At 37.8% G+C, this 11,910-nt stretch carries 10 protein-coding genes; 9 read left to right on the top strand and 1 reads right to left on the bottom strand.

Annotation, left to right across the window (positions count from 1 at the left end):
* Positions 1-125 precede the first annotated feature (125 nt).
* From NYQ66_RS06565 to NYQ66_RS06580, 4 genes are all read left to right on the top strand, one after another.
* Positions 126-1,640: a sugar ABC transporter ATP-binding protein gene (locus NYQ66_RS06565; RefSeq protein ID WP_259868116.1), complete on the top strand. Its 1,515-nt coding sequence runs from the start codon at positions 126-128 to the stop codon at positions 1,638-1,640.
* Positions 1,633-2,607: an ABC transporter permease gene (locus NYQ66_RS06570; protein ID WP_259868117.1), complete on the top strand. Its 975-nt coding sequence runs from the start codon at positions 1,633-1,635 to the stop codon at positions 2,605-2,607. The genes NYQ66_RS06565 and NYQ66_RS06570 overlap by 8 nt, the downstream gene beginning before the upstream one ends.
* A 12-nt stretch (positions 2,608-2,619) precedes the next feature.
* Positions 2,620-3,627, top strand: a complete 1,008-nt coding sequence (locus NYQ66_RS06575) for a Gfo/Idh/MocA family protein (RefSeq protein ID WP_259868118.1) — start codon at positions 2,620-2,622, stop codon at positions 3,625-3,627.
* 372 nt (positions 3,628-3,999) lie between these two features.
* Positions 4,000-4,596 carry a CPBP family intramembrane glutamic endopeptidase gene (locus NYQ66_RS06580; RefSeq protein ID WP_259868120.1) on the top strand — a complete coding sequence of 199 codons (597 nt, stop codon included), beginning with the start codon at positions 4,000-4,002 and terminating at the stop codon, positions 4,594-4,596.
* Between the two features lie 139 nt (positions 4,597-4,735).
* Here the strand turns inward: NYQ66_RS06580 and NYQ66_RS06585 are convergent, their stop codons facing one another.
* Entirely contained in the window at positions 4,736-6,280 is a 1,545-nt protein-coding gene (locus NYQ66_RS06585) for a BCCT family transporter (RefSeq protein WP_259868122.1), read from the bottom strand.
* Positions 6,281-6,434: 154 nt separating this feature from the next.
* On the opposite strand from NYQ66_RS06585, the gene uvsE reads away from it, so the two are divergent.
* The 5 genes from uvsE to NYQ66_RS06610 all read left to right on the top strand — a co-directional run bounded on the left by uvsE (position 6,435) and on the right by NYQ66_RS06610 (position 11,742).
* Positions 6,435-7,388 carry a UV DNA damage repair endonuclease UvsE gene (gene uvsE, locus NYQ66_RS06590; protein ID WP_259868125.1) on the top strand — a complete coding sequence of 318 codons (954 nt, stop codon included), beginning with the start codon at positions 6,435-6,437 and terminating at the stop codon, positions 7,386-7,388.
* A gap of 170 nt (positions 7,389-7,558) precedes the next feature.
* Positions 7,559-9,421: an anaerobic ribonucleoside triphosphate reductase gene (locus tag NYQ66_RS06595; protein ID WP_407652056.1), complete on the top strand. Its 1,863-nt coding sequence runs from the start codon at positions 7,559-7,561 to the stop codon at positions 9,419-9,421.
* Positions 9,418-9,885 (top strand): anaerobic ribonucleoside-triphosphate reductase activating protein, encoded by a 468-nt coding sequence (nrdG, locus tag NYQ66_RS06600; RefSeq protein WP_259868127.1) that lies wholly within the window; start codon positions 9,418-9,420, stop codon positions 9,883-9,885. Before NYQ66_RS06595 ends, nrdG begins: the two co-directional genes overlap by 4 nt.
* 370 nt (positions 9,886-10,255) lie before the next feature.
* Positions 10,256-10,831: a DUF7010 family protein gene (locus NYQ66_RS06605; RefSeq protein WP_259868128.1), complete on the top strand. Its 576-nt coding sequence runs from the start codon at positions 10,256-10,258 to the stop codon at positions 10,829-10,831.
* 188 nt (positions 10,832-11,019) lie between these two features.
* Positions 11,020-11,742 carry a 5-formyltetrahydrofolate cyclo-ligase gene (locus tag NYQ66_RS06610; protein ID WP_259868130.1) on the top strand — a complete coding sequence of 241 codons (723 nt, stop codon included), beginning with the start codon at positions 11,020-11,022 and terminating at the stop codon, positions 11,740-11,742.
* Positions 11,743-11,910: the final 168 nt, after the last annotated feature.

An 11,910-nucleotide genomic window follows, 5' to 3' on the forward strand; every position in this document is an offset into this window, starting at 1 on the left:
CTGTAATTACTTACCATCAGTGGCAGGGCGTGCTCCGCCACTGATGGAATTTTATTTTAATAAGTTAAAAATTTTGACTAGATAGTCGTTGTATTTCCATTTTTCTGTTAAAGGGGGTAATTGAAATGGAACATGAAACTATTTTGGAAATGATTGGTGTGAAAAAGTCTTTTCATAATAACGAGGTTTTGCATGGTGTCGATCTCGTGTTAAATAAAGGTGAAATCCATGCCTTACTAGGGGAAAATGGTGCAGGGAAATCAACATTAATGAACATTCTTGGAGGAGTTCATCAGCCTGACAACGGTCAGATTAAAATAACTGGGCAAACAGTTCTAATGGGCAACCCGCGAATTTCGCAAGCACATGGTGTTAGTTTTATTCACCAAGAGTTAAATGTAGTTACTGATTTAACTGTCTATGAAAACATGTTTCTTGGTTCCGAACTAAGAACGAAAATAGGATTTTTAGATGAAAAAGAAATGTGTAGGCAGACACGTGAAGTGTTGTCTAAGTTAGGTGTTCATATTGATCCAAAAACATATGTCAGAGATTTAGAGACTTCCTATAAGCAAATGATTGAAATTGCAAAAGCATTATTAAGTAATTCGAAAATTATTATTATGGATGAGCCAACGACATCATTAACGGATAATGAAGTAGAACGATTGTTCACGATAATGCGCTCTTTAAAGCAATCTGGTGTTTCCATTATTTATATTTCACACAAACTAAAAGAGATTCAAGCCGTTTGTGATCGATATACTGTTTTACGTGATGGTAACTTAGTGGGTACAGGTAATATGAAAGATACGGATTTAAGCGCCATTACACAATTAATGGTTGGGAAATCTGTTTCGACAGATGCGTTTTATAATAAAGCAACTAAAGGAGAACCTGTATTAACTGTAAAAAACTTAACAAGCGAAGGATTATTTAAAGATGTAAATTTCTCTCTATCAAAAGGGGAAGTCCTTGGGTTCACAGGTTTAGCCGGTGATGGAAGAACAGAATTATTTGAGAGTATTTTTGGATTTAGAAAAAAATATGGTGGTGTCATTGAAGTGAGTGGCAAGCCAGTAAAAATAAATCATCCGAAGCAAGCACTCCGAGCAGGAATCGGACTTGTACCAAAAAACAGGAAAGAAAATGCAATTATTAAAGATTTAAGTGTAATTGAAAACATGAGTTTAACGTCGATGGGACACTTTGAGAAAAACGGCTTCATTAGTTCGAAAACGGAACAGAAAAGATTTCAAGAATATAAGGAACAATTAAATATCAAAGTGCATGATCCGAAAGTGACAATTGATTCCTTGAGTGGTGGTAATCAACAAAAAGTAGTTATAGCAAAATGGCTTGAAGTAAATGGTGACATTATCATCTTTGATAATCCGACCCAAGGGATCGATGTTGGAGCCAAAAATGAAATTTATCAACATATTATGCATCTAGCAGAAATGGGAAAAGCAATTATTATATTGTCTTCAGAGGCACCGGAAATATTAAGGGTATGTGATCGGGTTAACATTATGTTTCATGGTGAGATTACTGGAAAATTCACTCGAGATGAATTAACAGAAGAAAAAATCATGGAATATGCAACTGGTTCAAAAAGGGAGGCGAAGAACATTGGCTGAATTAAAAGTGAATGAGAATAAATCTATGAATAGAGGAAAGAAAAGTCTGCAGTGGCTTTGGAGTGAATACAGTGTTGTCATTGCCTTTGTCATAATTTTTATCGTTGCTGCATTAATGAATGACCGCTTTCTTTATATTCAGAACCAGATGAATATTTTGATGCAAGTATCGACGATTGGGATTATTGCACTAGGTATGACAGTAGTGATGCTATCTGGTGGGATTGACTTATCTGTTGGGTCCGTGCTTGCGATGGTTGGTGTCTTTTCCGTTTTGGCACTCAATGCATCTGGAAGTATATTTATAGGGATTTTGACTGCTTTAGCCGTTGGGGCGATTACAGGAGTTTTGAATGGTTTACTTGTAGCAAAAGGGAAAATTGCTTCCTTTATTGCTACCCTTGGGATGATGGCGGGTGCGCGTTCCATTGCGCTATTCTATGCTGATGGTGGAAGTGTTTCAGGAGAAGTAGACGGGCTCACTGCCATTGCAAATACAGAACTTTTTGGAATAGTTGACTTACCGATCATTATCTTCCTTTTGCTGACCGTAGTTGTGTATTTACTCATGCAAAAAACACGTTTTGGTCGTTATGTTTATGCCTTAGGTAGTAATGAAAAAGCAGCACTTTTATCTGCTATTCGTGTGGACCGTATCAAAATTGGTGTGTACACACTTTGTAGTTTATTAGTAGGTGTTGCAGCCATCATTGAAACATCACGCTTAAACTCTATTTCCTCCTCAAGCTCTGGTAATCTATATGAGCTTGACGCAATCGCAGCAGTTATCATCGGTGGTACGAGAATGACTGGTGGTAAAGGTAGGGTTATTGGAACTTTTTTCGGGGTTCTCTTGTTGGGTGTTCTTAATAATATGATGAACTTAATGAATATTTCTCCTCATTTACAAGGTCTGGTAAAGGGGTTAATTATTATCGTTGCAGTATTTTTCCAAAAAAGAGATTAAGGGGGACTTTTGATGAAACAAATTAATGTCGGTATTATAGGCTGTGGCTCTATTACTAAATTTCGTCACGCACCAGAATATAAAGCGAATCCGCATGTGAATGAGATTGTCTTTTTTGATAGAAACATAGAAAGATCTAAGGCGCTTGCGAACGAATTTGGCGGACGTGTCGTAGAAACGTTAGAAGAGATGTTCGAAGATCGAACGATTGTAGCCATCAGTGATTGTTCATCGAATGAAACGCATCATATTCATTCTGCTAATGCGTTGTTAAAGGGAAAGCACGTATTATGTGAAAAACCGATCGCGATAACAGTCGAGCATGCGGAAGAAATTTTAGAAGCGCAACGCAAATCTGGAAAAAAACTAATGGTTGACCATAACCAACGATTTACAAGAGCACATCAAAAAGCAAAAGAAATAATTGAAAGTAAAGAACTTGGAGAAGTGTTAACATTCAAAACATCATTTGGGCACCAAGGGCCTGAAAGATGGGGAGTAAACAAATCAAATGCTACCTGGTTTTTTAAAAAAGAACGATCCCATTCTGGAGTTGCTGGCGATTTAGGTATCCATAAGATCGATCTCATTCATTATTTACTAGATGATGAAATTGTCGATGTTCATGCTTTTCATGGTGCGTTTGATAAAGTAAATGAGAATGGCGAGCCAATCGAGGTTTGTGACAATGTCGTTAGTGCATTGAGAACAAAAAAAGGCAGGCTTGGTACAGCTTCCTTTTCATGGACATATTACGGATCTGAGGATAATTCAACAACAATTTACTGTCAGAAAGGCATTATCAAAATTTATCATGATCCAACGTATCAGCTAGTAGTAGAACATAAGAATGGTGAAGTGGTTAAATATGAACTAGAAGCAATCCAAACCAATGACAATCAAACAAATACTGGCGTGATTGATGCATTTGTGGAATCGATCATTCATGACAAAGAACCAATTGTTACAGGTAAAGATGCTGTTACTGCGCTCAAGGTAATTGAAAAAATCATAGGTTAATGAGATAAACACACAGTTACCTGCTTTTAGTGAAGCGAGTAGCTGTTTCTTTTTTCGTGAAATGTGGAACTGCAGCCCGGTGTGAAACGTAAACGAAAGAACCGTCCCTGTGTTTCCAAAAAGTTCGAGTGTCAAAGGAAGAAGCATTCTTAAAGTAAAGGAAAAGGCAGGTACGTGATCCGGCCTTTTGTTGTATGTTAGGAAAGTATAAATTTTTGCTAAAAAGTCTATCGGATAGAAACCGAGTGAATGCGCACTGTTAAAAAAACTTGATCATGACGTAGCGTTATCTTTTATAATGGTCGTATTGAATGTGGTGTTCCTACATAATTCAGTTCACAGGTACGAGCATCATTTAAGGGGGAATAAGTAATGGGGAAAAAAGCGACTCCAGAGATAACGATGAAAGATTTGATCATGTCGTTTTCTCTATTTGGTTTTGCTGCTCTTATTTGTATTTTTATATGGAAACGACAGCAAACAGTACCGTTTTTATCAGAAATATTCGATCTTTCGAATATCCTAATCAGTAGCTTAATTGGGATTGGTTCCGGCATAGTTTTCGCGGTTTTAGTCGCCATATTGGCACGTGTAACGAAAACGAAAATGCCGGATAATGAAGGTGGTACGATGCTTCTAGAGTTGATGAAGAAGCCATACGGACCTGTATTAGTAGGCGTTTTACCGGGAGTCTTTGAAGAATTATTTTTCCGTGGATTTTTACTTGCATTACTATTAACTTTCATGAATACGCCTCTGGCAATCTTATTGTCTACGCTTGTCTTTTGGCTATTGCATGTTCCGCAGTACAAAGGCAGTATCGTATTAAACGTGGTTGTGTTTGTTTTATCGATCGGACTAAGTATCTTATTTGTCGAACTAGGTACGCTATGGGCACCCATACTCGCCCACGGTATATACAATTATTTAGTAACCCTATTCGTACAAAAAGGAATCATCGAGATATAGGAAACAGGGGGACGGTTCTTGTGTTCACAAAATCGTGCGAGCCAGAGGAAAAGTCACTTGTTCCAAAAAGAGATAAAGGCCAGGTATGATCACATACCTGGCCTTTATCTTCTGGTGAGCAAATCTAGCCCTGAGCCTATTACTTCTTTTTATTAACTTCATCTCTAATACGACGGAAGCGCCGCAAGTCTCTTTTTGCAATCGGTAACGGTTCCTTTTTCAACAGCTTCAGAATCGCAAAGATCAACATTAATAAGATGATGGTGAATGGTAAAGCTGAAATAAGTGAAGCGGTTTGTAACGCTTTTAGGCCGCCAGCATACAGAAGTACGGCAGCAATCGCTGACATAAGCACACCCCAAACTAGTTTGGCGAAAAACGGTGGACTTGTACTTCCTCTCGTTGTCATGCTTGATAAAATATACGTAGCGGAATCCGCTGATGTAATTAAGAATGTTGCAATTAACAAAATGGATAATATAGACATGATCATGGTCATGGGTAGTGATCCGTATAATTCAAATAGAGCAGTCGCCAAATCCGCGTTTACTGCTTCAGCAATACTCGTCCCTTGATATAAATCACTCCACAGAGCTGTACCACCAAATGCAGCGATCCATACACATGCTATTAAAGGAGGGATGATCATAACCCCAATAATAAACTCGCGAATCGTACGTCCTCTTGAAACCCGAGCGACAAATGCACCAACAAATGGGGACCAAGCTATTGCCCAAGCCCAATAAAAAATCGTCCAATCCTGAACCCATGTTCCTCCTTTGTATGGTTGCATCCGTAAACTATATTGTATGAAGTTTGTAATATAATCGCCTATAGCTAGTGTAAAAGTCTCAAGAATAAATATCGTAGGGCCGGCGATTAACACAAAAGCTAGTAAACCTATTGCTAAGCCTAAATTTAAATTACTTAAATATCGGATACCTTTATTTAATCCTGTTGTAGAAGACGCCATATAGGCAATAAAGATAAATAATATGATCAACATTTGAATCCCTACATTATTGCCTATATTGAACACATAGTTTAGTCCACCATTCATTTGGAGAATTCCAAGCCCAAGTGATGTTGCAATCCCCATAACCGTTGCAATAACTGCTAACGAATCAATGGTATGCTTAACAATCGTGTTATTCCCTGTAACTGGTTCAAGAGCAGTTGAGATAAGTCCATTTCTTTCTTTTCGGAACTGCAAAAAACCGATGACTAGACCTACAATAGCAAAAACAGACCATTGACTAACTCCCCAATGGAAAAAGGAATATGCCATGGCGACTCTTGCAGCTTCTAGTGTTTGTCCTTCTAAGTCTGCAAATGGAGTGACAAAGAAATGACTCATAGGTTCTGCAACACCCCAAAAGACAAGTCCGGCACCAAATCCTGCGGAAAATAACATGCCAATCCAGGTGAAAAAAGGGAATTCAGGGCGTTCATCTTCTCCCCCAAGACGAATCGTACCAAACTTACTAATTGCAAGGATAATTAGAAAAAGGACTAGCACAAAAACAGCGAGTAAGTAAAACCACCCAAAGTAATCTGTTGTATAACCAAATAATGTTGAAGATACCTCACCGAATTTTTCTGGAATAGTTGCACCTAACACCACTAAGGTTGTGATGACAATAGCAGATATGGAGAAAACAGGATTTTTCCATAAGTCTCCCATAGCAATCCTCCTAAACTAAAAAGATATTTTTAACGTTTTTATATCTTTACCGAAAAATCCGTTATTATGTGGCTTTATGAATCAAGTCAAACGTATGAAACAATTTCTTCTATCACACACTATCTGTATCTTTAACAAGGGTTGAGGTGAAACCATGATAATTAGATTCGGATACGTCTCTACAGCGCTCTCTCTATGGGAAGCTTCACCTTCCCGAACGATGACGTACACTAATTGGAAGAAGCAAGAGCAGGAAAGTAGAAAAGAAAAACTTCATCATCTTACAGAACAGAACCTTAAAAACACAATTCGAATTCTTCATTATAATATTGCACATGGCATTGACGTGTATCGGATGTCTTCATCCCTCGTGCCACTTGCTACGCATCCAGATGTGAATTGGGATTACCGCACGCCATTTCTTCAACTCTTTGAAGAAATTGGTTCCTTAGTCAAGCGATATAACCTTCGTGTTAGCTTTCATCCTAACCAGTTCACATTGTTCACAAGCCCACAGGAACATGTAACGGACAATGCCATTATTGATATGACTTATCATTATCACATGTTAGAAGCGATGGGCTTACATAAGGATGCCAACATAAATATCCATGTTGGAGGATCGTATGGGAATAAACAAGAAGCCATTACAAGATTCGATCAAAACTTTGTAAAGCTTGATGAAAAAATAAGAATGCAAACGACCTTGGAGAATGATGACAAAACTTATACAACCGAAGAAACACTACAAGTCTGTGAAAAGCATCATATTCCGTTTGTATTTGATTATCACCACCATTGGGCAAACCCAGGTGATGAGCAATTTGAGACGTTATTGCCTCGGATTTTTGCTACCTGGAAACGAACAGGAAAACAACCCAAATTCCACCTGTCCTCACCAAAGTCAGACAAACTCATTCGAGCACATGCAGATTATGTTGATGTGGATTTTGCGCTTCCTTTCATTAAAGCTTTAAAAGCGTATGGAGAGTCTGCAGATATCATGATTGAGGCAAAAGCAAAAGATAAAGCGGCATTAAATTTAGTGGAAGAGTTAGCTAAAGTGCGAACGTTTAAGCGGATAAATGGAGGGGCGATTGAAATATAGAGCTTATAGGAAAGGCCCTGTCCCACTTTCTCGCAATTTTTTTAAATATGTTACATTTATCACAGTCTCCCGTGTTTAATTTATGATAAACTTAGCACTAATCTATATATAGTTGTCGTATTACGAATTTAACACAATATATAGATAACATAAAGACGGGAGAGGCTATAATGACGAACGGACTTTTAGAAATGAATGAGTTAATGGGTTCATTTCGACAAATAATTGAATCAAGTAATCTAGACCTAATTCAGGAAAATGCAAATGTGGATGGACAGTCACCTATGGGACAGATGTCCAAAATTGGTTCTGAATCAGCTAAATACTATGCCATCAATCAAATGCTGAGCCGAGAGGTCCAACAAGCAATTAATGAGAACTATATTCATCCTCATGATTTAGATTTCATGCCTACAGGAACAACAACATGCTGTCAGATCCCTTTAGGTAAACTAATAGAAGGTGGATTCAATACAGGACATGGTTTTATGCGAGAACCTAATGATATAGGTAGTGCCATGGCGCTATCCTCCATCATTTTTCAATCGAATCAAAACATGCAGCATGGTGGTCAAAGTTATCCGATGTTCGATTATGATTTAGCACCATACATATCTAAAACGTTTCAAAAACACAGGATTCGATTGCATTCGTATCCATTAAATATGACAGGTTCGGAAGTAGAGGAATTGGCTTGGATAGAAACGGACCGAGATGTGTACCAGGCTTGCGAAGCTTTTATACATAATTGCAATAGTATGCATTCACGTGGTGGTGCTCAGGTTCCTTTCGTATCAATCAACTATGGAACGGACACCTCACACGAAGGTCGTCTCTTAATTAAGAATATATTATTAGCAACAAAAGCAGGTCTTGGAAAAGGGGAGACACCTATTTTTCCGATACAAGTATTTAAAATGAAACAAGGGATCAATTCAAATCCAGGTGATAAAAACTATGATTTATATCAACTTGCATTAGAAACCACTGCTAAACGGTTGTTTCCTAACTTTAGCTTTATTGATGCCCCTTTTAACAAGCAATATTACAATGGCACCCCTGAATCAGAGGTAGCTTATATGGGGTGTCGAACAAGAGTAATGGGGAACATGCACGGAGCAGAAAATAGTATTAGTCGAGGCAATTTATCCTTTACGTCTATCAATCTTGTGAAAATAGCTTTAACATCTAGTACCTTTGATAGCTTCCTAAATAAAATGGATCATTATACGAATCTGATAATAAGACAATTACTAGAACGTTATCAGTTTCAAGCAAACAAAAAAGCACATCATTTCTCTTTTTTATATGGGCAATGTGTTTGGAAAAATAGCGAACAACTTGGTGCAAACGATGATCTTACTGAAGTTTTAAAACAAGGAACGCTTAGCATTGGATTTATCGGTCTTGCTGAAGCTTTGGTTGCTTTATTTGGTGAACATCACGGACAGTCACAATTGGCTTATGATCATGCAATAAAAATAATGGAATACTTGCGCGAAAAAGCGAACCAAGCATCTGATAAGTATGGACTGAACTTTTCACTGATTGCTACACCTGCGGAGGGCTTATCAGGTAAATTTACAAGACGGGATCAACAAGTTTTTGGGAAAATTCCTGGTATAACGGACCGTAACTTTTATACGAATTCATTTCATATTCCGGTCTACTATCCCATTAAAGCAATCGATAAGATTCGTAAAGAAGCTCCGTTTCATGCACTTTGTAATGGTGGGCATATTTCCTATATTGAATGTAATGGAGATGTATCAAAGAACATCCATGCACTAGATAAACTTGTAAAAGCGATGGCCACTCATGGAATTGGCTATGGTTCGATTAATCATCCTGTTGATCGATGCCGCAGTTGTGGTTATATCGGTATTATTGACGAAAAATGTCCGGGTTGCCAAAATGAGGATGAACATATGATTGAAAGAATTAGAAGAATCACTGGGTATCTAGTAGGTGACATGAAGAAGTGGAATGGTGCGAAAAGAGATGAGGAAAGTAATAGAGTGAAGCATCAATGAGGGTGATGAATATTATTCATGATTCTGTTGTTGATGGCGAAGGGCTCAGAACTGTTGTATTCTTTGCAGGCTGCCCACATTTCTGCAAAGGATGTCACAATCCACAGAGTTGGAATATAAGAAATGGCACAGAAATGTCAGTAGAAGACATTCTTACAGAAATCAAAAGCAACCCTCTAACAGATGTAACCTTATCCGGCGGAGAACCTTTTTTTCAAGCAAAAGAAGTGAGTGTACTTGCGAAAAAAATAAAAAAATCAGGTAAAAATATATGGATTTATAGTGGTTACACCTATGAAGAAATACGTAGATCTAATGATCGATACAAACGAGAACTACTTCATTACTGTGATATCCTTGTTGAAGGACCATTTATCTTGGAGCAACGAGACCTAAGCTTACGGTTTCATGGAAGTAGGAATCAACGCATTATTGATTTAACCAAAAAAAGCGAATTTAGATAGCAAGTTTAAACTTATAAGAAAGATAGATTGATTTCACTTGGGATTTCGAAGTATGTAGTAATTGTCATAGTACCACGAGAAATATCAATGATAATATTTCCTTGGAAATAATTGTGTTCTACTGATGACTTATGACGAATCGTCGAATACTGTTCATCATTTAAATGCAAAGGTACTTTTTTTCCAAACCTTCACCAAACGTAATATAGAGCAACTTATGTAGAGGTAAGGGACGAGTTCCCTTGTTTTTGTATGGGGAGGAAGTGCATACTTGGAAAAATCATCCTCTAGACGGATAAAACTGGCGATAAGTAGAGCTATAATCAATTTGATATGCGTCAAAATTGAATAAAGAGAAGGTGTGTAGTGTATGAATTTGGAGGAATTAAGAGATGATTTATCGGTTAGGTGTAAGAATGGTATTTCCTTTCTTATTGCGGGGACGCTGATCTGGACTATTATAACCATTTTATTTTTACAATCTTTTGATTTAACGCAGAAAAATATTTTCACTTTGTTTGCAACTGGACTCATGATGCCTTTATCCCTGCTTGCTACGAGATTAATTAAGGCGGAGTTTAGTGTAAAGAATAACCCTATAAATCAATTAGGGATCTTTTTAAATATCGCTCAATTGATGTATTTCCCTCTTCTTTACTGGGCGTTTGTTGAAAATCCTGAAGGCTTTATCGTATTTTTTGCAGTAATTACAGGAGCTCACTTTTTTCCGTATGGTTGGTCGTATCATACGAAAGCCTATTATGTGATGGCACCAGTCATCTCTATTGTAGTTACCATATTAGGTCTGAATGTAAGCGAGTCGTATATGTGGATGGTTCCTTTCGCAGTAGTACTATGCCTACTCGTGCTAATTGGGTGGTTGTTAATAGATTACAAACAAAAAGTCTCCACACCCCAGCAACCTTCTCTTCAAAAGACAAGCTGATGCGTAAACGTAAACACAGGGACGGTTCTTCTGTTTCCAAAATGGAAACGAAGAACCGTCCCTGTGTTTGCGTTAGGAAGTAGAAAATTAGTTCTGTGATAATATAAACTAGATGAGAGTTGAAAACTCCCGAAATTTTAATAAACCCAATAGTTATAGCAATCAATGAAAAATGGATGGTGTATATAATGGTATCAAAACAAGAAATTCGCGAAGAAAAGTGGAATCTACTAACAGAACAAAAACTAGGCAGGTTCCCTTTTCCACTAACTAATCGGATTCCGAATTTTAAGGGGGCAGAGAAAGCAGCCGCACTAGTCACAACAATCCCAGATTATATTACGGCTAAAGTGATTAAAGTAAATCCTGATGCACCACAGTTACCAATCCGGGCACAAATTTTAAAAGATGGTAAGACTCTGCTCGTTCCTACCCCTAGACTCAAGGCGGGTTTTATTATGGTGAAACCGGAGTGGGTACCAAGTGGTGAGGAAAGGCGGGCGGCAAGCCTATCTCACATCAAGTCCTACGGGAAAGAAATCCCTCTTACCGAGATGCCTAAAATTGATCTTTTTATTGTAGGTTCTGTTGCTTTACATCGAGACGGAAGAAGAGTTGGAAAAGGAGAGGGCTACGCAGATCGTGAATACGCCATTATTCGAGAACTGGGGAATCAGGATGTACCAATTGTTGGTACAGTAAATAGTGTGCAGTTAACGGATGTGGATGTACCGAGAGATGCTTTTGATTTAACGGTGGATTGGATTGCGACGGAAACCGAACTTTTTGAAACGAATTCCTCTTATAAAAAGCCTGACGGAATCAAGTGGGAGCTTGTCACGGAAGAAGAGTTGGAGGAAATGCCAGTACTGAAGGAGATACAGGAATATATAAGGAAGAATCAAGCATGAAGTATTGCAAGCATCAATAGGAATGATCATTAGAAAAGGTGCAAAATGTACCTTTTCTTAATGTAATGACTGGTTATGTTTCCACTTTATTGAATCTCCCCCTACCCCAAAATTTAATATCAATTATTTTTACATAAAAATGAAATTATTTATCTCCTAAAGAAAACC

The sequence above is a fragment of the Aquibacillus koreensis genome, from assembly GCF_025154055.1.
In the GTDB taxonomy this organism is placed as follows: domain Bacteria; phylum Bacillota; class Bacilli; order Bacillales; family Amphibacillaceae; genus Aquibacillus_C; species Aquibacillus_C koreensis.

Bases quoted from the DNA above. Each gene is read 5' to 3' on its own strand.
- NYQ66_RS06565 (WP_259868116.1), top strand. From the start codon at position 126: ATGGAACATGAAACTATTTTGGAAATGATTGGTGTGAAAAAGTCTTTT.
- NYQ66_RS06575 (WP_259868118.1), top strand. From the start codon at position 2,620: ATGAAACAAATTAATGTCGGTATTATAGGCTGTGGCTCTATTACTAAA.
- NYQ66_RS06580 (WP_259868120.1), top strand. From the start codon at position 4,000: ATGGGGAAAAAAGCGACTCCAGAGATAACGATGAAAGATTTGATCATG.
- NYQ66_RS06585 (WP_259868122.1), bottom strand. From the start codon at position 6,280: ATGGGAGACTTATGGAAAAATCCTGTTTTCTCCATATCTGCTATTGTC.
- uvsE (WP_259868125.1), top strand. From the start codon at position 6,435: ATGATAATTAGATTCGGATACGTCTCTACAGCGCTCTCTCTATGGGAA.
- NYQ66_RS06595 (WP_407652056.1), top strand. From the start codon at position 7,559: ATGACGAACGGACTTTTAGAAATGAATGAGTTAATGGGTTCATTTCGA.
- nrdG (WP_259868127.1), top strand. From the start codon at position 9,418: ATGAGGGTGATGAATATTATTCATGATTCTGTTGTTGATGGCGAAGGG.
- NYQ66_RS06605 (WP_259868128.1), top strand. From the start codon at position 10,256: ATGAATTTGGAGGAATTAAGAGATGATTTATCGGTTAGGTGTAAGAAT.
- NYQ66_RS06610 (WP_259868130.1), top strand. From the start codon at position 11,020: ATGGTATCAAAACAAGAAATTCGCGAAGAAAAGTGGAATCTACTAACA.